The 20176-nt window shown below is 60.2% G+C and carries 19 protein-coding genes; 6 read left to right on the forward strand and 13 right to left on the reverse strand.

The window, feature by feature from the left end; genetic code table 11:
- Nucleotides 1-17: 17 nt before the first annotated feature.
- The 10 genes from aauR to CRX69_RS10430 form a co-directional block, all read right to left on the reverse strand.
- A complete protein-coding gene (gene aauR / locus CRX69_RS10385; RefSeq protein ID WP_047227038.1) occupies nucleotides 18-1346 on the reverse strand; it encodes a two-component response regulator AauR in 1329 nt (442 codons plus the stop codon).
- Nucleotides 1343-3244, reverse strand: coding sequence for a two-component sensor histidine kinase AauS (aauS, locus tag CRX69_RS10390; RefSeq protein WP_047227037.1), 1902 nt, complete (start codon nucleotides 3242-3244; stop codon nucleotides 1343-1345). Before aauS ends, aauR begins: the two co-directional genes overlap by 4 nt.
- A gap of 160 nt (nucleotides 3245-3404) precedes the next feature.
- Nucleotides 3405-4139 carry an amino acid ABC transporter ATP-binding protein gene (locus CRX69_RS10395; protein WP_047227036.1) on the reverse strand — a complete coding sequence of 245 codons (735 nt, stop codon included), beginning with the start codon at nucleotides 4137-4139 and terminating at the stop codon, nucleotides 3405-3407.
- Nucleotides 4136-4807, reverse strand: coding sequence for an amino acid ABC transporter permease (locus tag CRX69_RS10400; RefSeq protein WP_047227035.1), 672 nt, complete (start codon nucleotides 4805-4807; stop codon nucleotides 4136-4138). Before CRX69_RS10400 ends, CRX69_RS10395 begins: the two co-directional genes overlap by 4 nt.
- Nucleotides 4807-5553 carry an amino acid ABC transporter permease gene (locus tag CRX69_RS10405; RefSeq protein ID WP_047227034.1) on the reverse strand — a complete coding sequence of 249 codons (747 nt, stop codon included), beginning with the start codon at nucleotides 5551-5553 and terminating at the stop codon, nucleotides 4807-4809. The genes CRX69_RS10400 and CRX69_RS10405 overlap by 1 nt, the downstream gene beginning before the upstream one ends.
- A 193-nt stretch (nucleotides 5554-5746) precedes the next feature.
- Nucleotides 5747-6661: a glutamate/aspartate ABC transporter substrate-binding protein gene (locus tag CRX69_RS10410; protein WP_047227033.1), complete on the reverse strand. Its 915-nt coding sequence runs from the start codon at nucleotides 6659-6661 to the stop codon at nucleotides 5747-5749.
- 446 nt (nucleotides 6662-7107) lie between these two features.
- The gene (glpD, locus tag CRX69_RS10415; RefSeq protein WP_047227031.1) at nucleotides 7108-8646 is read right to left on the reverse strand and encodes a glycerol-3-phosphate dehydrogenase; all 1539 of its coding nucleotides are present in this window, start codon (nucleotides 8644-8646) and stop codon (nucleotides 7108-7110) included.
- 329 nt (nucleotides 8647-8975) lie between these two features.
- Complete coding sequence (locus CRX69_RS10420; protein WP_047227030.1) at nucleotides 8976-9731, reverse strand: DeoR/GlpR family transcriptional regulator; 756 nt, start codon at nucleotides 9729-9731, stop codon at nucleotides 8976-8978.
- Nucleotides 9732-9827: 96 nt separating this feature from the next.
- Nucleotides 9828-11333, reverse strand: a complete 1506-nt coding sequence (gene glpK, locus CRX69_RS10425; RefSeq protein ID WP_047227029.1) for a glycerol kinase GlpK — start codon at nucleotides 11331-11333, stop codon at nucleotides 9828-9830.
- A 75-nt stretch (nucleotides 11334-11408) separates the two neighbouring features.
- Nucleotides 11409-12260, reverse strand: coding sequence for an MIP/aquaporin family protein (locus CRX69_RS10430; RefSeq protein WP_047227028.1), 852 nt, complete (start codon nucleotides 12258-12260; stop codon nucleotides 11409-11411).
- 320 nt (nucleotides 12261-12580) lie between these two features.
- On the opposite strand from CRX69_RS10430, the gene ybaK reads away from it, so the two are divergent.
- Both ybaK and CRX69_RS10440 read left to right on the forward strand, forming a co-directional pair.
- Nucleotides 12581-13051, forward strand: a complete 471-nt coding sequence (ybaK, locus tag CRX69_RS10435; protein ID WP_047227027.1) for a Cys-tRNA(Pro) deacylase — start codon at nucleotides 12581-12583, stop codon at nucleotides 13049-13051.
- 171 nt (nucleotides 13052-13222) lie between these two features.
- Complete coding sequence (locus CRX69_RS10440; RefSeq protein ID WP_047227026.1) at nucleotides 13223-14032, forward strand: PhzF family phenazine biosynthesis protein; 810 nt, start codon at nucleotides 13223-13225, stop codon at nucleotides 14030-14032.
- 105 nt (nucleotides 14033-14137) lie between these two features.
- On the opposite strand, the gene CRX69_RS10445 is transcribed toward CRX69_RS10440, so the two are convergent.
- Nucleotides 14138-15247 carry an ABC transporter ATP-binding protein gene (locus CRX69_RS10445; RefSeq protein WP_047227025.1) on the reverse strand — a complete coding sequence of 370 codons (1110 nt, stop codon included), beginning with the start codon at nucleotides 15245-15247 and terminating at the stop codon, nucleotides 14138-14140.
- On the reverse strand, nucleotides 15244-16164 hold the full coding sequence (gene argF / locus CRX69_RS10450) for an ornithine carbamoyltransferase (protein WP_047227024.1): 921 nt from the start codon (nucleotides 16162-16164) through the stop codon (nucleotides 15244-15246). The genes CRX69_RS10445 and argF overlap by 4 nt, the downstream gene beginning before the upstream one ends.
- A 194-nt stretch (nucleotides 16165-16358) precedes the next feature.
- Here argF and CRX69_RS28065 point away from each other — a divergent pair, with 194 nt between their 5' ends.
- The 4 genes from CRX69_RS28065 (at nucleotide 16359) to grxD (ending at nucleotide 19500) form a co-directional block, all read left to right on the forward strand.
- Nucleotides 16359-16484, forward strand: coding sequence for a hypothetical protein (locus tag CRX69_RS28065; protein ID WP_257220644.1), 126 nt, complete (start codon nucleotides 16359-16361; stop codon nucleotides 16482-16484).
- A gap of 47 nt (nucleotides 16485-16531) precedes the next feature.
- Nucleotides 16532-16819: a hypothetical protein gene (locus CRX69_RS10455; protein WP_047227023.1), complete on the forward strand. Its 288-nt coding sequence runs from the start codon at nucleotides 16532-16534 to the stop codon at nucleotides 16817-16819.
- Nucleotides 16820-16950: 131 nt separating this feature from the next.
- A complete protein-coding gene (locus CRX69_RS10460; protein WP_076383710.1) occupies nucleotides 16951-19059 on the forward strand; it encodes a molybdopterin oxidoreductase family protein in 2109 nt (702 codons plus the stop codon).
- A gap of 99 nt (nucleotides 19060-19158) precedes the next feature.
- Complete coding sequence (grxD, locus tag CRX69_RS10465; RefSeq protein WP_047227021.1) at nucleotides 19159-19500, forward strand: Grx4 family monothiol glutaredoxin; 342 nt, start codon at nucleotides 19159-19161, stop codon at nucleotides 19498-19500.
- Between the two features lie 196 nt (nucleotides 19501-19696).
- On the opposite strand, the gene bfr is transcribed toward grxD, so the two are convergent.
- Nucleotides 19697-20170: a bacterioferritin gene (gene bfr / locus CRX69_RS10470; RefSeq protein WP_047227020.1), complete on the reverse strand. Its 474-nt coding sequence runs from the start codon at nucleotides 20168-20170 to the stop codon at nucleotides 19697-19699.
- Nucleotides 20171-20176: the final 6 nt, after the last annotated feature.

Below are 20176 nucleotides of genomic sequence, written 5' to 3' on the forward strand. Positions count from 1 at the left end.
AGGTTTACTGCCCCAGGTTAATGGCTCAGGCCATATTTTTTGACTTTGTCGAACAGCGTGGTCTTGGCCATGCCCAGTTCGAGACTGGCCTGGGTCAGATTGCCACCGCTGCGTTGCAGAGCGTCCACCAGCAGGTTGCGTTCGAAGGCTTCCACCGCTTCGGCGAAGGCCAGGCCCTGGCTGGCGCCGCTGGCCCCCGACTTCTTGAAGGCCGGCAGGCCGAGTGCATAGCGCTCGGCGACGTTGCGCAGTTCCCGCACGTTGCCCGGCCAGTCGTGGCTCATCAGGTTGGAAAGCGTCTGGTTGTCCAGCTCCGGCACCGTGCGGTCGAAGCGCAGGGACGACTGCTGCAGAAAATGCTCGAACAGTTGCAGAATGTCTTCGCGGCGCTCGCGCAGGGGCGGCAGTTCCAGGGTCACCACGTTGAGGCGGTAATACAAGTCGCTGCGAAACTGCCCGGCCCGGCCCAGTTCGTCCAGGTCGGACTTGGTGGCGGCGATGACCCGGCAATCCACGGCCACACTCTGGTTCGAACCCAGCCGCTCGAGGGTGCGTTCCTGCAACACCCGCAGCAACTTGATCTGCAAGGGCAGGGGCATGCTTTCCACTTCATCGAGAAACAGCGTGCCGCCGTCGGCGTGCTCGATCTTGCCGATCCGTCGTTTACCGGCGCCGGTAAAGGCGTTGGCTTCGTGGCCGAAAATCTCGCTTTCGAACAGGTTCTCCGGCAGGCCGCCGCAGTTGAGCGCGACGAATTGTTTGCTGTGACGTCGGCTGAAATCGTGCAGGCAGCGCGCGACCAGTTCCTTGCCGGTGCCGGTTTCACCCTCGATCAGCACGTTGGCCGAGGTGTCGGCTACGTTGGCGATCAGTTCTCGCAGGTGCTGCATGGCCGGTGAACGGCCGATGATCCGGCCTTCCAGGGAGTCGCGTTCGGCCAGTTGCCGGCGCAGCGATGAAACCTCCCGGGCCAGGCTGCGTTGCTCCAGGGCGCGGCGGGCGACGTCCACCAGGCGTTCGGGGGAGAAGGGTTTCTCCATGAAGTCATAGGCGCCTTTTTGCATGGCGCCGACGGCCATGGAGATGTCGCCGTGGCCGGTGATCAGCACCACCGGCAGGCTGCGGTCCCGGGCCTTGAGGCGGGTCAGCAGCTCCAGGCCATCGATGCCCGGCAGGCGAATGTCGCTGATGACGATGCCGGCAAAGTCATCGCCGACCCGCTCCAGGGCCTCTTCGGCGCTGCCCACGCCGATGCAGGGAATGTCTTCCAGGGACAGGGCCTGCTGGCAACCCAGCAGGACATGGGGGTCGTCTTCGACGATCAGTACGCTCAGGTCGTTATTCATGGCTGCTCGGCAGGTAAAGGGCTTACCAACGGTAAACTGAGGGCAAACGTGGTTCCACCTTCGGCCGGGTGTTCGACCTCCAGATGCCCGCCCGCGGCGGCGGCCAGGCTCGCCGAAAGAGTCAGGCCCAGGCCCAGGCCCTGTTCGCCGGGTTTGGTGGTGAAGAAGGGTTCGAACAAATGCTTGCGCGCCTCGGGATCGATGCCATGGCCGTTGTCCCGCACCCGCAGGCGATATTTGCCATCCGAGGCAGTGCCTTCAAGCCACAGCCGCGGCTCGGGTTGGCTCTGCATGGCGTCCAGGGCGTTGCCGATCAGGTTCACCAGGATTTGTTCAAGACGCGTCTGGTCGATCTGTACCTGCACGTCATCGTAACCGGCATGCACCTGGATCTTCAGGCTTTCGAGGCGGCCGCCCAGCAGTTGCAGCGCGGCTTCGACCGCCTTGCCGAGGCTGGCCCGGCCCTGATCGTCCCCGCGCCGGGCGAAGGAGCGCAGGCTGGCGGTGATCCGGCCCATGCGGTCGATCAGGTCGTTGATGGTCTTGAGGTTGGCGCTGGCGATATCCAACTGGCCCCGCTCAAGAAAGCGTACGGTGTTGCCGGACAGGGTACGCAGCGCGGCCAGCGGCTGGTTGAGTTCATGGGCGATGCTGGTGGACATCTGGCCAATGGCGGCGAGTTTGCCAGCCTGCACCAGTTCGTCCTGGGCCCGGCGCAACGTCTCTTCGGCCTGCCGCCGTTCGCGGATCTGGCCCTTGAGCCGTTCATTGCTGGCCCGCAGGTCGGTGGTGCGTTCGGTAATCCGACGTTCGAGCTGGTTGTTGGCTTCCTGCAAGGCCTCCCGGGCAGCGAGGCGAGTGGCGATGACCTTGCGCCGCTCGTTCCAGGCGATCAGCAGGAAAGCCACCAGGGCGAAGGCCACGGCCACCAGGATGCCCTGGTTGATTGCCTGGCGACGCAGGTCTTCAAGTGGCGTCAGCAGGGTGAAATTCCAGGGTGTGTCGCTCAGGGGACGGGTCTGTGACAGATAGCTGATGGGCCGCTCGTCGGACACCAGTTCGGCGTTGGCCGGGAAGGTCAGTTTTTCCATGCCTTCGGCCAGGCGTTCCCGAGCCAGGGGAACCAGCTCGTTCAGTGGGAACCAGTAATACTGCAGGCTGCGGGCCAGGCGCTCTTTGGTTTCGTCGCTCAGCGGTCGCACGGACTTGAGCCGCCGCGCCGGATCGCTGGACAAAATGATGATGCCATTCTCGTCGCTGACGAAGGCTTCCAGGCGCGCGCGCTGCCAGCGCTCTTCCATGGCTTCCAGGCGCACTTTGACCACCGCCACGCCGATGATCTTGCCCTGCTGTTCCAGACCATGGGCCAGGTAATAACCAGGCTCGCCGCTGGTGCTACCGATGCCATAGAAGCGCCCGGGCTGACCGCGTACGGCGTTCTGGAAATAGGCGCGAAAGGACAGGTCTTCACCCAGGTAACTGTCGACGTCGCGCCAGTTGCTGGTCGCCATGACCCGGCCTGTGGTGTCCATCACATAAATGGCCCGACTGCGGCTGCGCCGGTTCAGGCCTTCGAGGTATTCGTTGACGGTCTTGCGATGCTCGGGCGTGGGGTCGTCGAGCAGTTGCGATACGCTGGATTCAAGCTCCAGCAGGCTGGGCAGGTAGGTGTATTTGCTGATCTCGCTCTCGACCGCACGGGCGTGCAGCTCCAACTGGCGCTCGCCGTTCTCGCCCAGGCTGCGAATGCCGTAGTGCTCACTGATCCAGAAGCCGAGGTAACCCAGGCCGATCATCAGGGCAATGATCAGCGGCGGCAGGAACAGATGGCGAATCAGACGAGGCTTCACGGCGAGTGATGGCGGCGCGGCGCGATAGAGAGTGGGGTCGCATTTCATCACAGAAGCCTTGGGTCAACCACAACACAAATCGACAAACCAACACTGCTCCCTTGTGGGAGCGAGCTTGCTCGCGATGACTGCTGATCAGTCGACAATAAGGTGACTGGCAGTCCGCTATCGCGAGCAAGCTCGCTCCCACAGTGGGGAGCGGTGTTGTTTAGTGCTGCAGGATTTTCTCAAGGAAATGCTGCGCACGTTCGGAGCGGGCGCTGATGTCGCCGAAGAACTCTTCCTTCTCGCAGTCTTCGATGATCTGGCCCTGGTCCATGAAGATCACCCGGTTCGCCACTTTGCGGGCGAAGCCCATTTCGTGGGTCACGCACATCATGGTCATGCCTTCGTGGGCCAGTTGCACCATCACGTCGAGCACTTCGTTGACCATTTCCGGGTCAAGGGCCGAGGTCGGTTCGTCGAACAGCATCACGATCGGGTCCATCGCCAGGGCACGGGCAATCGCCACGCGCTGCTGTTGACCGCCGGAGAGCTGGCCCGGGTGCTTGTGGGCATGGGCCGACAGACCGACCCGCTCAAGCAGTTGCAGGCCTTTCTGGGTGGCTTCTTCCTTGCTGCGGCCCAGCACCTTGATCTGGGCGATGGTCAGGTTTTCGGTGATGGTCAGGTGCGGGAACAGCTCGAAGTGCTGGAACACCATGCCAACGCGCGAGCGCAGTTTCGGCAGGTTGGTCTTCGGGTCGGCGATGGACGTACCGTCGACCACGATGTCGCCTTTCTGGAACGGCTCCAGGGCGTTCACGCATTTGATCAGCGTGGACTTGCCCGAACCCGAGGGGCCGCACACCACCACAACTTCACCCTTGCTGACCTCGGTGCTGCAATTGGTCAGTACCTGGAAGTCCCCATACCACTTGTTGATGTTCTTGATAGAGATCATACGGCGAACCTTTTTTGCAGACGCTTGACCAGCAGCGAGGCGGCAAAGCTGATTGTGAAGTACACGAGACCTGCGATGATCAGGAACTCATGGGAGCGGCCGATGATGTCGCCATTGGCCCGCGAAGCATTGAGGAAATCCACCAGACCGACGGTGTAGACCAGCGAGGTGTCCTGAAACAGGATGATGCTTTGTTGCAACAACAGCGGGGTCATCTTGCGAAACGCCTGGGGCAGGATGATCAGGCGCATGGTCTGGCCATAATTCATGCCCAGCGCCTGGGCGGCGCCCATCTGACCCTTGGGGATCGACTGCACGCCGGCCCGCACGATTTCGCAGAAGTAGGCCGCCTCGAACATCATGAACGCCACGACGCAGGAGCCAAACGCACCGATAGGGGTGTCTTCGCCGGTGATCCAGCGCAGAACGAACGGCACCGCCAGGTAGAACCAGGTGATGACCAGCAGCAGCGGGATCGAGCGGAAATAGTTGACGTAGGCGCCGGCAATGCTGGAGATCAGCTTGTTGTGGGACAGGCGCATCAGCGCCAGGATAGTCCCCAGGATGATCCCGCCAACGACGCCCAGGGCCATCAGCTTGAGCGTCATCACCATGCCGTTCCACAAACCGGGAATGGCCGGGATGATGCCAGTGAAGTCGAGTTCCATTATTTACCCCCCACGGAAATCAGGCCGGGCACCGCGACTTTCTTCTCGACCATGCGCATGAGCAGCATCAGGCTCATGTTCAGGGTGAAGTAGATCAGTGTCGCCAGGGTGAAGGCTTCGAACAGGTTGGCGGAGAACTCGGCGGTCTGTTTGGTCTGTGCAAGCAATTCCATCAGGCCGATCAGCGAGGCCACGGAGGAGTTCTTGAAGACGTTCAAGAATTCCGAGGTAAGCGGCGGAATGATGATCCGGTAGGCCTGGGGCAGCAGGACGTTCCAGTAGATTTGCGGCAGCTTGAAGCCCATGGCCCGTGCGGCGGATTCCTGGCCGCGCGGCAGCGCCTGAATACCAGTACGAACTTGTTCGCAGACCCGCGCGGCGGTAAACAGGCCCAGGCACACGACGACGCTCAGATAGGCCGAGGTCGTGGGGTTCAGGTCCTGCTTGTACCACTCCTGCAGGTCCGCAGGCAGCAAGTCGGGCACCAGGAAGTACCAGATGAACAGCTGAACCAGCAGCGGTACGTTACGAAAGAGCTCCACGTAGCCGGTGGCGATACCCGACACCAGCCGGTTCGGCACGGTGCGCATCACGCCCAGAACCGAACCCAGCAGTAGGGCGATGATCCAGGCCGCGACGGCGATGGCGATGGTCCAGCCCAGGCCGGCCACGTACCAGTCGAGATAAATCTCGCTGCCGATGCCGGTGGACTTGAAGAACACGCCCCAGTCCCAGTTGTAATTCATTAGGGTCTCCCCTCAGATCGATCGATATGCAAATACCCGCCTGGGGAAGCTCCATTCCCACCTGACCCTTGAAGGGCAGGCACACACGATCGGCTCGACAGCCACCGGTTCGAGTGTTTCCAGATATGCCAGCAGGGAGTGACCATCCCCTGAAAGCGCAAAAGCACTTCCAGGGGACAAGGTTAGTCAGGAATCAGGATTTCTTTTCGTCGGCCGCTTTGTCGGTCGGTTCGGCGATCAGTTTCTTGAGCTCTTCGCTCATCGGGAAGTTCAGGTTCAGGCCTTTTGGCGGAATTGGCTGCATGAACCATTTTTCGTAGATCTTGTTGATTTCACCAGAAGCGTAGGTGGCCTTGATGGCGTCATCGACGGCTTTTTTGAACGGCTCGTCGCCCTTGCGCATCATGCAACCGTAGATTTCGAAGGACTGCGGGGTACCGGTCACGGCCCAGTCGCCTGGTTTCTTGGCCTTGGCCATTTCACCGGCCAGCAAGGCGTCGTCCATCATGAAGGCAACGGCACGGCCGCCTTCGAGCATGTTGAACGATTCGCCGTGGTCCTTGGCCGAGATCACGTTCATGCCCATTTGCTTATCGGCGTTCATGGACTTGAGGATGCGCTCGGACGTGGTGCCGGCGGTGGTCACGACGTTCTTGCCCTTGAGGTCGTCGAAGTCCTTGTACTTGGAGTCCTTCTTGGACAGCAGCTTGGTGCCGATCTCGAAGATGCCAACGGAGAAATCAACCTGCTGTTGACGCTCGACGTTGTTGGTGGTGGAGCCGCATTCCAGGTCGACGGTGCCGTTTTGCACCAGTGGGATACGGGTTTGCGAGGTCACCAGGTTGTACTTGACCTGCAGGTTCGGCACGTCCAGTTCTTTTTTCAGGGCTTCGACGACTTTCAGCTGAATGTCGTGGGAATAGCCGACCGGTTTGCCGGAGGCGTCCGCGATATAGGAAAACGGAATGGAAGCGTCGCGATGCCCGAGCGTGATGACGCCGGACTCTTTGATCTTTTTCAGCGTACCGGTCAGTTCGGCAGCGAAAACCGGGGTGCTGATCAGAGCGGCAGCAATGGCTGCGCCCAGGAGATGGGGAACGATGCGCATCGATATTTCCTCGACATTGTTTTTCTTATTCAGCCGGTTCGTCGGCCCTGAGTGCTTCGAAGTACCTGGCAGCTCCTGTTGTGTTGGCATGCAGGCATTCGTCTCGAAGGAGTGTAGAGCATGAGTCGTGCCAGACCAGTTGACTCAAATTAACTGTTTGTTTTTAAACGTAATTAATCTTTTTTCTGATTTTTTCCACAGGCTGTTTATCCGGTTGGCCGAATTGACTGGTGAGTCTTGTTCGGAAAACCGAATGCATTCCGGCCTCTCCATGTCTTGTGAGAGCGAGCCTGCTCGCGATAGCGGTCTGCCTGGCGAGACTTATGTTGAAGTTGATGGCCTCATCGCGAGCAGGCTCGCTCCCACAGAGGGCGGCGGTGTATGCCAGATAGCAAAAAGCCCCTGAATCGCCAGATTCAGGGGCTTTCGTATAAGCGGTTAACCGATCAGGCCGCTTCGATCTTGCGACGGTTGTGCTCCACCTTGTCCAGGTATTGCTGCAGCTTCTGCTGTTCGGCCGCGGTGGTGAACAAGCCAAGTTTGCTGCGGCGCCACAGGATATCGTGGGCATCGATGGCCCATTCATCGCTGCACAGGTAGTCGACTTCCCGGGTGTAGAGGCCCGCGCCGATGTATTCGCCCATGTCACCGAGGTTGTGCACGCCTTCAAGCATGCGCCAGGTGCGGCTGCCATAGGTGGTGGCCCAGCGACGGGCAAGCTCGGTCGGCACCCAGTCGAATTTGTCACGAATCGCCGAGCACAGCGCTTGCGGGGTGGTCATGTTTTCGCCGCCGGGGAGGGTAGCCACGGCAGTCCAGCTGGGGCGCATCTGGGTAAAATACGGGGCCAACTGCGCCATGGCCGACTCGGCCAGTTTGCGGTAGGTGGTCAGCTTGCCGCCGAACACCGACAGCAGCGGGGCTTCGTCCGCACTGCCCGACAGCGCCAGGGTGTAGTCCCGGGTGACGGCCGATGGGTTGTCGGATTCATCGTTGCACAACGGCCGAACACCGGAATAGCTGTGCAGGATATCGTCGCGGCTGATCTGCTTCTTGAAGTGCGCGTTGACCACTTTGAGCAAATAATCGGTTTCGCCCTCGGTGATCGCCACTTTGGCCGGGTCGCCGGTGTATTCGCGGTCGGTCGTGCCGATCAAGGTGAACTGGTTCAGATACGGAATGGTGAAGACGATGCGCTGGTCTTCGTTCTGAAGAATGTGCGCGTGCTCGCCTTCGTAGAGTTTCGGCACGATCAGGTGGCTGCCCTGGATCAGACGAATGCCGTAAGGCGACTCCAGCTTCAGGTCGTCGCGAATGAACTTGGCAACCCAAGGACCGGCCGCGTTGACCAGCGCCTTGGCGCGGATCGAAAACAGGCTGCCGTCGGCGCGTTCCAGATGCAAATGCCACAAGCCTTTACTGCGACGGGCGTTCACGCAACGTGTGCGAGTGTGGACATGGGCGCCTTTTTCCCGGGCGGCCATGGCGTTGAGCACCACCAGGCGCGCATCGTCGACCCAGCAGTCGGAGTATTCAAAGCCTTTGGTAATCTCGCTTTTCAGCGCGCTGTCGGCGCCGAATCTCAGGCTTTTGGAACCGGCAAGTTGTTCGCGCTTGCCCAGGTGATCGTAGAGGAACAGGCCGGCGCGAATCATCCAGGCGGGGCGCAAGTGCGGACGGTGGGGCAAGACGAAGCGCATCTGCTTGACGATGTGCGGAGCCTTGGTCAACAGCACTTCGCGCTCGGCCAGCGCTTCGCGCACCAGACGGAATTCGTAATGTTCGAGGTAGCGCAGGCCGCCATGGATCAGCTTGCTGCTGGCCGAGGAGGTGTGGCTGGCCAGGTCATCCTTTTCGCAAAGGAACACCGAGAGGCCGCGACCCGCTGCGTCTGCGGCAATCCCTACGCCGTTGATCCCGCCGCCAATGACGGCGACGTCGTAAACCTCAGCGAGAGGGGGCGTAGGCAAGGTAGAAGTGGGCATCGGCTGGCCTCGGGCTTTTTTTCGAAATATTTGAATTCGAACATTAATGTTCATTTGCGAAAATACTAGCCCATAAACTCGGCAACAGCCAGCAGACTTCGATTGAAAATACTGATCAAAGGAAGCTGAAAGGAAAATTTTCGAACATGAAGCGGGTCGCTGATATGGTCGGAGATGCTTTTGTGGCGAGGGGATTTATCCCCGCTGGGCTCACAGCAGCCCTAAAGCCAGGCGACTCGGTATATGAGGCAAATTGAGTTGACTGTATTGGGGCTGCTGCGCAGCCCAAGCGGGGATAAATCCCCTCGCCACAGGGTTTCGGAGGGAGCTCAGACCACTTCCAACCGAATCTTGTGCTGGCTCAGCAATTGCGCCAGGGCCGGCACGGGTTGCTGATCGGTCACCAGGCAATCGATCAGGCTGATCGGTCCCAGCCTGACCATGGCGTTGCGCCCGAATTTGCTGGAGTCCGCCGCCAGCAGCACCTGCCGGGCGTTGGCGATGATCGCCTGGGAGACCCGCACTTCCTGGTAGTCAAAATCCAGCAGGCTGCCGTCTTCATCGATCCCGCTGATGCCCACCAGGGCGAAGTCGACCTTGAACTGGTTGATGAAGTCGACGCTGGCCTGGCCTACCACGCCTCCGTCGCGTCTGACATTTCCCCCCGCGATCAGGACTTCGAAGTCGTCCTTGGCGCTGAGGATCGAAGCTACGTGCAGATTGTTGGTGATGACCTTCAGGTGGTTGTGATTGAGCAGCGCCCGGGCGATGGATTCGGTGGTGGTGCCGATGTTGATGAACAGCGAGGCATGGTCAGGGATCTGGGCGGCAATGGCTTCGGCGATGCGTTGCTTCTCGTCGCGCATCTGATCGGCGCGCATGGCGTAGGCGGTGTTTTCAACGCTCGAATCATAGGCCGCGCCGCCGTGGTAGCGACGCAGCAGGTTCAGTTCCGCCAATTGATTGATGTCGCGGCGGATGGTCTGCGGGGTGACAACGAATAGCTGCGCCATTTCCTCGATGCTGACGTAGCCGCGTTCGCGGACCAGTTCGAGGATTTGCTGCTGACGGGGAGGCAGATTCATGGGGCTTCCTTTGGGCTGCCATACAAAATTTGCCCATGATGCCGCAGGAATCCCCTCCCGACCAGTTTCACGACCCTCGTCGTACCCAGCTTCGGCTTATTCAGCGTCTTCGTGAGGTTCCCAGTCGCGGGTGCGGCTGACCGCTTTCTGCCAGCCGGCGTAGAGTTTTTCCTTGGCCTGCTCGTCCAGTTGCGGTTCGAATTCGCGCTCGATCACGGCCTTGCCGCGCAGTTCTTCCAGGCTGCCCCAGAAACCACACGCCAGGCCGGCCAGATACGCGGCGCCCAAAGCCGTGGTTTCCCGCATTTTAGGGCGTTCGACCCGGGTGCCGAGAATGTCCGCCTGGAACTGCATCAGGAAGTTGTTCGCTACCGCGCCGCCGTCCACGCGCAGGGCCTTGAGGCGTTCGCCCGAATCCTGCTGCATGGCGTCGAGTACGTCGCGGGTCTGGTAGGCAATCGACTCCAGCGCTGCACGAATGATGTGGTCGACCCGCACGCCGCGGGTCAGGCCGAACAGCGCGCCACGGGCATAGGGGTCCCAGTAGGGGGCGCCCAGGCCGGTGAAGGCCGGCACCAGGTACACGCCGTTGCTGTCCTTGACCTTGTTGGCGAAGTATTCGGTGTCGAGAGCGTCATTGATGATTTTCAACTCATCGCGCAGCCACTGCACGGTGGAGCCGCCGTTGAATACCGCGCCTTCCAGAGCATAGGCCACTTCGCCGCGGGGACCGCAGGCGATGGTGGTGAGCATGCCATGATTGGATTTGACGGCTTTGTCGCCGGTGTTCATCAACAGGAAGCAGCCGGTGCCATAGGTGTTTTTCGCCTGGCCTGGCTCCACGCACATCTGGCCGAACAGGGCGGCCTGCTGGTCGCCGGCGATGCCACCGATGGCGATGCCGCTCTTGGTGCGGCCATAGACTTCCGAGGACGACTTCACTTGCGGCAACATTTCGCGAGGGATGTCGAGAATTTCGAGCATCTTCGCGTCCCACTCCAGCGAGTGAATATTGAAGAGCATGGTGCGCGAGGCGTTGGTGTAGTCGGTGACGTGGACTTTGCCGCCGGTAAATTTCCAGATCAGCCAGCTGTCCACGGTGCCAAACAGCAGTTCGCCGTTACGTGCGCGTTCGCGGCTGCCTTCGACGTTGTCCAGGATCCACTTGAGCTTGGTGCCGGAGAAATACGGGTCGGTGACCAGGCCGGTGGTTTCGCTGATGTACGGTTCGTGGCCGTCACGCTTGAGTTGCTGGCAGATCTCGGTGCTACGTCGGCACTGCCAGACAATGGCGTTATAGATCGGCCGGCCGGTGGTCTTGTCCCAGACCACGGTGGTTTCGCGCTGGTTGGTGATGCCGATCGCGGCGACCTGGTCATGATGCAGGCCAGCCTGGGCCAGGGCTTCGACCATCACCGCGCTCTGGGTGGCGAAGATTTCCATCGGGTCGTGTTCGACCCAGCCGGCCTGGGGGTAATGCTGGGCGAATTCGCGCTGGGCGGTGCAGACCACATTGGCGTCGCGGTCGAAAATGATCGCCCGCGAGCTGGTCGTACCCTGGTCGAGGGCAATGATGTAGTTCTTGTTCTGAATGTCGGTCATGTCGATTGCCTTGGGACGTGAATAAGGGGTGAGGCCTGGCGCACGCTTGAGCGGGCAGAGTGTGCGCCGATTGTTTCAGGATGTTCTGGGTTTGCCGTCAATGGCCGGTTTTGCATCCTTTGTAACAGCCACGGCGCTGGGCAGATGGCGGGCAATCAACCCGCGATAGGCCGCAGCGCCCAGGCATGCACCCACGATCGGTGCAAAAATCGGAACCAGGAAGTACGGGATGTCGCGTCCACCCGTGAGGGAAATTTCACCCCACCCGGTGAAGAAAGTCATCAGTTTAGGGCCGAAGTCTCGCGCCGGATTCATCGCGAAGCCCGTCAGCGGCCCCATCGAGCTGCCAATCACCGCGATCAGCAGGCCGATCAGCAGTGGCGCCAGCGGGCCGCGGGGCAGGCCATTGTTGTCATCGGTCAGGGACATGATCACGCCCATCAGAATGGCGGTGATGATCACCTCCACCAGAAAGGCCTGGCCAGTGGACAGCGCCGGGTGTGGGTAAGTGGAAAACACCGAGGCCAGTTCAAGGCTGGCTTCTGAGCCACGAATCATTTGCCGGGACTGTTCGAAATCGAAGAATAGATTGCTGTACAGCGTGTAGACCAGCAGCGCGCCACAAAAGGCGCCGGCCACCTGGCAAATAATATAGAAGGGTAACTTACGCTTTTCAAAGTCGGTGAAAATACACAGCGCGATGCTGACGGCGGGGTTCAGGTGTGCGCCGGAAACGCCGGCGCTGAGGTAGATCGCCATGCTGACACCGACACCCCAGATGATACTGATTTCCCACAGACCGAAACTCGCACCCGCGACCTTGAGCGCTGCAACGCAGCCAGTGCCGAAGAAAATCAGCAGGGCAGTCCCCAGGAATTCGGCCAGGCATTGGCTGGAAAGGGGTGGCTGTTGTAAAGCAATTGTCATTCAAACCTCGGTTTTTGTTGTTGTCTGGCGCGTCCGGTAAAGCCCGATCGCGCGTTCAGCGCCGAGGTAGGATCCTCATCCTGAACTCGGGGTGTTGGTTGAGACCAGCATTTCTGTTTTCAGTTTCGAAAAAATATAGACAAGAAACGCTGGTGTCAAAGGTCGAAAGTGAACCATTGGTCACATTTAAACTATTCGTGGTGTGAATGACTGTTTCGCTCACGCTAAGTCACTGGGGTTGGCAGCCCAGTTCCAGCGCCTTTTGGCCGACGATGACTTAGAATCCGGCCACGCTTATTCGAATTTTCTCAGGAGCGATCATGACCCCGGCATTGGATCTGCTTAAAAAGGTGCGCGCCGAGCATCGCATTCACAGTTATGAACACGATCCCAAGGCAGCCTCCTATGGTCTGGAAGCGGCAGAAAAGCTTGGACTGGATCCGGCGCAGGTCTTCAAGACGTTGTTGGCGGCCAGCGAAAAAAACGAGTTGTTGGTGGCGGTGGTGCCCGTGGTCGGCAGCCTGGATTTGAAAGCCCTGGCCCATGCCGCCGGCGTAAAGAAAGTCGAGATGGCCGACCCCGCGGCCGCCCAGCGTTCGACCGGTTATCTGCTCGGTGGTATCAGTCCATTGGGGCAGAAAAAACGTCTTCGCACTTTTATCGACAGTTCTGCCCAGCCGTTCGCCAGCATCTTTGTCAGTGCCGGAAGGCGCGGGCTGGAGGTAGAGCTGGCGCCTGCGGTACTGGCCGAGCATACCGGGGCGGCGTTTGCGGATATCGGGCGTGCTTGAAACCGGCGCAGGGCGTGAGCAAGTACCGTTGTCATAATGGTGTCGGGCTTAGGCTGGGTGGCTGCCGGGGGCCTTCGTCCTGGGCTGTAGGGTGAAAATTCGTCGGATCTGTCACTGGAAAAGCAGTAGCTGGGCACTCATGCTCATGCATCAATAACAAGGAGAAGTGCCATGCAGCTTGCGTTTCATCAAGTCGATGCGTTCAGTGATCGGCCGTTTGGCGGCAATCCGGCGATGGTCTATCGGCTCGACGCCTGGCTGGCCGATGACTTGATGCAAAGGATCGCCGCCGAACATAACCTGGCTGAAACGGCCTTTCTGGTGCGTGAAGGCCAGCATTGGCATATCCGCTGGTTCACGCCCACCACTGAGGTACCGTTGTGCGGGCATGCCACCTTGGCCAGCGCCCATGTGCTGTTCGAGGTCTATCACGAAACCGTCGAGCGACTGGACTTCATCTGTCGATCCGGGGCGTTGAGCGTCACTCGCGAAGGTGATCGGCTATGGCTGGATTTTCCAGCCATCGTCCCCAGCGAGTTGGGTGCATCCCTGGTGGTCCAGGCTGCCCTGGGCGTGGAAGCGGTGGACGTGTTGAGCTCCAACGAACTGTTCGTCGTGCTGGAGTCGGAGCAGGCGGTGCTCGATTGCAAGCCGGACATGGCGGCCCTGGCGAAGCTGCCGTGGCCGGGCGCAATCGTGACTGCGCCGGGAAGCCGGCATGATTTTGTCTCGCGCTATTTCGCCCCGGCGATTGGCATCAATGAAGATCCGGTCACGGGCTCGACCCATTGCAGCCTGATTCCCTACTGGTCCAGGCGCTTGGGCAAGCTGGGGCTGACGGCTTATCAGTGCTCGGCCAGGGGCGGCGAACTGTTCTGCCGACTTGAGGGAGAGCGGGTGAAGATTGGCGGGAATGCGACGTTGGTGGCCAGTGGGACGTTGATGTTGGGGGGAGCCGGTAACCTCATCTCAAATCTCTGAGGTCAAAATGTGGGAGCGAGCCTGCTCGCGATAGCGTTGGTTCAGCTTGCATCGATGCTGAATATGCCTACGCCATCGCGAGCAGGCTCGCTCCCACAATTGCTTCTAGCTGGCAGTACTGTAGCGCCGCACGCCGCTTTCCACGGGGGGTATATGGGCCGCCGTGCTCCCTGACGCCTGGAACAGCACCAAGTGTTCAGCCGCTACGCGGATGCCGACGTTGTCCCCCACCAGATGGTCGGCATGGCTCGGGAAAATGGATTCCAGCTGCGCTCCGGTCGGCAATTGCAGGCGATACAGGGTTGAAGCCCCCAGGAACGTCTTGCCGACAATCCTGCCTGTGAGCGGACTGTCCGGTGCGTAGACGATATCGTCCGGGCGCAGCAGCACATCCACCGCACCACCGATGGGCCAGGTGTAGGCCCGATTGCCGCGCAGGATACCCAGCTCGGTCTGCACCGATTCCGGGCTGTCGAGCTGGCCGCGAATGAAGTAGCCCTGGCCAATGAAGCTGGCGACAAATGGCGTCAGCGGTTCATGGTACAGATTGTAGGGCGTATCCCACTGTTCCAGCCGACCCTCCTTGAATACCCCGACATGGTCGCTCACCGCGAAGGCTTCTTCCTGATCGTGGGTTACCAGAATCGCGCTGGTGCCGCGGACCTTGAGAATGTCCCGCACTTCATGGCTGAGCTTGCGTCTGAGCTCACCATCGAGATTGGAGAACGGTTCGTCGAGCAGCAGCAATTGCGGTTCCGGCGCCAGGGCGCGAGCCAGGGCCACACGTTGTTGCTGACCCCCGGACAGTTCATGGGGAAAGCGCTTGCCCAGGCTCTTCAGGTTGACCAGCTCCAGCAGTTCCTCGACCACGCGGTCCTTGTCCGGATGCTTGCGAATGCCAAACGCAATGTTCTCTGCCACGCTCAGGTGAGGGAACAGCGCATAGTCCTGAAATACCATGCCGATGCGGCGTTTTTCCGGGGCGAGGGTGAAACCGGCGCGGGAGATGGTTTCCCCCGCCAGCTGGATCTCACCTTCCTGTACCGGTTCGAAACCGGCGATGGCTCGCAGCGTCGTGGTCTTGCCACACCCGGACGAGCCGAGCAGGCAACCGATATCCCCGGCATTGAGGTGCAGGTTGAGGTTCTGGACGACGCGCTGGTTTTGATAACCGCAAGTCAGGTTCTGCAGGTTCAGTAGCAGGGTATGGCTCATGCGTGGTGGTACGCCGGCTCGACCAGAAACTCGAGCAAGGCCTTTTGTGCGTGAAGGCGATTTTCTGCCTGATCCCATGCCACGGAGCGTGGATCGTCCAGCAGGTCGACGCTGATCTCCTCGCCGCGATGGGCCGGCAGGCAGTGCATGAACAGCACGTCAGCGTCCGCCAGGTCGAGCAGGGCGCGGTTGACCTGAAGTGGCGCGAACAGTTTCAGACGCTTGGCGGTTTCTTCTTCCTGGCCCATGGAGGTCCAGACATCAGTGCTCACCAGATGCGCGCCGGCCACGGCCTGTTTCGGATCACGGACGATGGTCACCCGGCTCCCGGCCTTGGCCACCAGTTCGGCACTGGGGTCGTAGCCTTCCGGGCAGGCGATGCGCAGTTGGAAGTCGAACTGGATCGCGGCTTCTATATAGCTGTTGCACATGTTGTTGCCATCGCCGACCCAGGCCACGGTCTTGCCCTGGATCGAGCCGCGGTGTTCGAGGAACGTCTGCATGTCGGCCAGCAACTGGCAGGGGTGCAAGTCATCGGACAGACCATTGATCACCGGTACGCGCGAGTGCGCCGCAAACTCAGTCAGCGTGCTGTGGGCGAAGGTACGGATCATCACCGCATCAAGCATGCTCGACATGACGATGGCGCAGTCGCCGATCGGTTCGCCACGGCCCAGCTGGGTGTCGCGGGGCGACAGGAAGATTGCCTGGCCGCCGAGCTGGATCATGCCGGCTTCGAAAGAAATACGGGTGCGGGTCGATGACTTCTCGAAGATCATCCCCAGCACACGGTTTTTCAGGGGCTCGAACAGTACGCCGCGATTACGCAGGTCCTTGAGCTCCACGCCTCGACGGATCACGCCGAGCAACTCGTCGGGCGTGAAATCCATCAGGGAGAGAAAGTGCCTTGCGCTCATGATTGACTACCTTTTGTCACTGATCGCAGATGCTCAAAGCCTTGTTTCATGAAAAAACGGGCGAGACCTGCGGCAAAAGCCGCACGGGGCGACGAAATAGGGGAAGGCGCGATCTTATAAGGAAATGTCGCGTCTTACCAATAGGGCTACAGTTTTAGGGGATTTCAGCGAGGTCATAGCAGGTTGGCGAAGACATGTATGAAGCCGGTTTCCTGACAGCAGCCACCCATTTGTACACCGGCCTTGCGCAGCTTGGCAATCAAACCGGGGCGTTATTGAATGATTTGGCCGGCCTGTTCCTGGGCGTGAATATTTCCTAATGCCAGGGCCTGGGTTATAAATGAACCTCAGACGCAGGAGCCCCGAAATGGATTCGAAAGAGCAACAACTGATGGAACTACTGGGGCTGACAGCGCGCTCCCTGACTCACCTGACCGCCTCGGTGACGTCCATGTCATTCGAGTTGCTGCGCAGCGATGACGAGGTGACCAAGGCTGCAGGTCGACGCATGATCGATCGCATGGCCACCATCAGCAGCGGGCTCGACGAGCATTGGCGATTGATCGGAGAGTTGACGGGCGTGCCCATTGCTCACGAGCAAGTGGAAACCATCGAGGAAATCCAGTTGCTGGCGCCGCCTTCCGAGCAGCCTTGAGCTCACTGCATCGGCGGGCCTGATGCACGGCAATTCACAGGACGAACGTCGCTGGCGCAGGGGGGGATCACGCGCCATAGTTTTGTTCCCGCGGCCGAAAACGCCCGTTACGAATAAAATAGAGGCTGGCCATGACCAAGACTCTCCACCACCGTGCGTGCCATCTGTGCGAAGCCATCTGTGGCTTGACCCTTGAAACCACCGAGACCGAAGGCCAGGGCCTGGCGATCACCTCGATCAAGGGCGATCCACTGGACAGCTTCAGTCGCGGCCACATCTGCCCCAAGGCGGTAGCGCTGCAGGATATTCAGAACGATCCGGATCGCCTGCGCCAGCCCATGCGGCGGGTCGGTAGCGAGTGGCAGCCTATTGCCTGGGACGATGCCTTCGCGCTGGTGGCCGAACGTCTGGCGGGCATCCAGGAACGCCACGGTCAGAACGCGGTAGCGGTCTACCAGGGCAATCCCAGCGTGCATAACTATGGGCTGATGACCCACAGCAACTATTTTTTGGGCCTGCTGAAGACGCGCAGCCGGTTTTCGGCGACTTCGGTGGACCAACTGCCTCACCACCTGACCAGCCACCTGATGTACGGTCACGGTCTGTTGTTGCCAATACCGGACATCGATCACACCGACTTCATGTTGATCCTGGGCGGCAACCCGCTGGCCTCCAATGGCAGCATCATGACCGTGCCGGACGTGGAAAAACGCCTCAAGGCGATCCAGGCCCGTGGCGGTAAAGTGGTGGTGGTCGATCCGCGTCGCAGCGAAACGGCGGCTATTGCCGACCAGCATGTGTTCGTGCGCCCGGGTGGCGATGCCGCTTTGCTGTCTGGTGTGCTCAATACCCTGTTCAGCGAGGGCTTGACCCGTGACAGTCACCTGCCGGTGGATGGCCTGGAAGACGTGCGCCAGGCCGTCGCGACCTTCACGGCTGAAGCGATGAGCCCGCTCTGTGCTGTGCCAGCTACGCAGATTCGGCAGTTGGCCCGGGACTTCGCTGCCGCGCCTTCAGCGGTCTGTTATGGGCGGATGGGCGTCTCGACCCAGGCGTTCGGCACGCTGTGCCACTGGCTGATTCAGCTGATCAACCTGGTGACCGGCAATCTTGACCGGGTCGGTGGGGCCCTGTGTACCGAGCCTGCGGTGGACCTGGTTGCGACCACCTCGGGAGGGCATTTCAATCGCTGGCAAAGCCGGGTGTCCGGGCGTCCCGAGTACGCGGGCGAGTTGCCGGTTTCGGCTCTGGCCGAGGAAATGCTCACCGAGGGCGAAGGCCAGATTCGTGCGCTGGTCACCGTGGCGGGCAACCCGGTGCTGTCCACTCCCAACGGACGGCAACTGGAGCAGGCGCTGGACGGGTTGGAGTTCATGGTCAGCGTCGATCTGTACATCAACGAAACCACGCGCTACGCCGACCTGATCCTGCCATCCACCTCGGCCCTGGAAAACGACCATTACGACACCACGTTCAACCTGTTCGCGGTGCGCAACGTGACCCGTTTCAACCGAGCGATCCTGCCCAAGCCCGAAGGGGCGCTGCACGACTGGGAAATTTTCGTCGGTCTGGCCAAGGCTTTCGCTGCCAGAACCGGCAAGGAACTCAAACCGACCATGCCGCCGGCGCAAATGATCGATTTCGGCCTTCGTGCCGGCGCCTATGGCGACGCCTCGCCGCATAAGCTGTCCCTGGCGACCTTGTTCGACCATCCCCATGGCATCGACCTGGGCGCCCTCAAGCCCAACCTGGCGCCACGCTTGAAAACCGAAAACCAGCGAGTGCAGGCTGCACCGGCGGTCATTCTTGCCGACCTCACGCGCTTTGCCGGGTTGCAGGCACCACAGGCGGATGAGTTGCTGATGATTGGCCGACGTCATGTGCGCAGCAATAACTCCTGGATGCACAATTTCCACCGCCTGGTGAAGGGCAAGCCGCGTCATCAATTGCTGATGCACCCGGAGGATCTGAGCAGTCGCGGGTTGAGCGACGGGCAGCGGGTGAAAGTCAGTTCGCGGGTGGGTATGCTTGAAGTCGAGGTGCAGGGTAGCCTGGACATGATGAAAGGCGTGGTCAGCCTGCCCCACGGTTGGGGCCATGCCCGGCCGGGCGTGCAGATGACCATTGCCAGCGCCCAGCCCGGTTCGAGCGCCAATGACCTGACCGATGACTGTCAGCTGGATGAGTTGTCTGGCAATGCAGCGCTCAATGGGGTTCCGGTGAAGGTGGTGGCTGCGTGAATTTGTCTCTCGGGGAGACCGAGCAGCGTGCTCGGCTTTCCGTTACAATGCGCCACCGTGTCGACAACTGAAGTCGCAAAGTTTAAGCCGAGGTGCTCCGTGGATATCATCGAAACGATTAAAGACCAGATTGCCAACAACACCATCCTGCTTTACATGAAAGGCTCGCCGAATGCGCCACAGTGCGGCTTCTCGGCCAAGGCTGCTCAGGCTGTGATGGCGTGTGGCGAGAAGTTTGCCTACGTGGACATCCTGCAGAACCCGGAAATCCGCGCCAACCTGCCCAAGTACGCCAACTGGCCAACTTTCCCGCAACTGTGGGTGGCCGGTGAGCTGATCGGCGGTAGCGATATCATGACCGAGATGGCGGCCGACGGCTCTTTGCAGGCCACGATCAAGGCTGCTGCCGAAAAAGCGGCTGCGAACAAGACAGAAGCCTGATTCACGGACAAACAATGTGGGAGCGAGCCTGCTCGCGATGAGGGCGTGTCAGTCAACGTGTTGTGACTGATAGACCGCTATCGCGAGCAGGCTCGCTCCCACAAAGGTTTTGCGCTGTGGCCTGGAAATCCAGGCAATAAAAAGCCCCGCCTCTGGAAAGAGGGCGGGGCTTTTTATTGGCTTGCTTTTGGGGAAGTTACTCTTCGCCCATCTGCGATTGCAGGTAGTTCTCAAGACCCACTTTGTCGATCAGGCCCAGTTGGGTTTCCAGCCAGTCGATGTGTTCTTCCTCGGACTCGAGGATGTCTTCAAGCAGTTCGCGGCTGCCGAAGTCGCCAACGCTCTCGCAATGGGCGATGGCGACTTTCAGGTCGGCGTGGCCGGCACGCTCGATCGTCAGATCGCACTTGAGCATTTCCTGAGTGTGTTCGCCGATGTGCAGCTTGCCCAGGTCCTGGACGTTCGGTAGACCTTCGAGGAACAGGATGCGCTTGATCAGCTTGTCCGCGTGTTTCATCTCGTCGATGGACTCGTGGTACTCGTGCTTGCCCAGCTTGTTCAGGCCCCAATCCTCATACATGCGCGCATGCAGGAAGTATTGGTTGATCGCGACCAGCTCATTGGCGAGGATCTTGTTGAGATGCTGGATGACTGTAACGTCGCCTTTCATGGTGAG

This window comes from Pseudomonas rhizophila (assembly GCF_003033885.1).
Lineage (GTDB): Bacteria > Pseudomonadota > Gammaproteobacteria > Pseudomonadales > Pseudomonadaceae > Aquipseudomonas > Aquipseudomonas rhizophila.

Coding starts and splice junctions, on each gene's coding strand:
- CRX69_RS10405 (WP_047227034.1), bottom strand. CDS start 5,553: ATGAATTACAACTGGGACTGGGGCGTGTTCTTCAAGTCCACCGGCATC.
- CRX69_RS10460 (WP_076383710.1), top strand. CDS start 16,951: ATGACCAAGACTCTCCACCACCGTGCGTGCCATCTGTGCGAAGCCATC.
- argF (WP_047227024.1), bottom strand. CDS start 16,164: ATGAGCGCAAGGCACTTTCTCTCCCTGATGGATTTCACGCCCGACGAG.
- CRX69_RS28065 (WP_257220644.1), top strand. CDS start 16,359: ATGTATGAAGCCGGTTTCCTGACAGCAGCCACCCATTTGTACACCGGC.
- CRX69_RS10410 (WP_047227033.1), bottom strand. CDS start 6,661: ATGCGCATCGTTCCCCATCTCCTGGGCGCAGCCATTGCTGCCGCTCTG.
- CRX69_RS10430 (WP_047227028.1), bottom strand. CDS start 12,260: ATGACAATTGCTTTACAACAGCCACCCCTTTCCAGCCAATGCCTGGCC.
- glpD (WP_047227031.1), bottom strand. CDS start 8,646: ATGCCCACTTCTACCTTGCCTACGCCCCCTCTCGCTGAGGTTTACGAC.
- CRX69_RS10445 (WP_047227025.1), bottom strand. CDS start 15,247: ATGAGCCATACCCTGCTACTGAACCTGCAGAACCTGACTTGCGGTTAT.
- aauS (WP_047227037.1), bottom strand. CDS start 3,244: ATGAAATGCGACCCCACTCTCTATCGCGCCGCGCCGCCATCACTCGCC.
- CRX69_RS10395 (WP_047227036.1), bottom strand. CDS start 4,139: ATGATCTCTATCAAGAACATCAACAAGTGGTATGGGGACTTCCAGGTA.
- bfr (WP_047227020.1), bottom strand. CDS start 20,170: ATGAAAGGCGACGTTACAGTCATCCAGCATCTCAACAAGATCCTCGCC.
- ybaK (WP_047227027.1), top strand. CDS start 12,581: ATGACCCCGGCATTGGATCTGCTTAAAAAGGTGCGCGCCGAGCATCGC.
- aauR (WP_047227038.1), bottom strand. CDS start 1,346: ATGAATAACGACCTGAGCGTACTGATCGTCGAAGACGACCCCCATGTC.
- CRX69_RS10455 (WP_047227023.1), top strand. CDS start 16,532: ATGGATTCGAAAGAGCAACAACTGATGGAACTACTGGGGCTGACAGCG.
- glpK (WP_047227029.1), bottom strand. CDS start 11,333: ATGACCGACATTCAGAACAAGAACTACATCATTGCCCTCGACCAGGGT.
- CRX69_RS10400 (WP_047227035.1), bottom strand. CDS start 4,807: ATGGAACTCGACTTCACTGGCATCATCCCGGCCATTCCCGGTTTGTGG.
- CRX69_RS10420 (WP_047227030.1), bottom strand. CDS start 9,731: ATGAATCTGCCTCCCCGTCAGCAGCAAATCCTCGAACTGGTCCGCGAA.
- CRX69_RS10440 (WP_047227026.1), top strand. CDS start 13,223: ATGCAGCTTGCGTTTCATCAAGTCGATGCGTTCAGTGATCGGCCGTTT.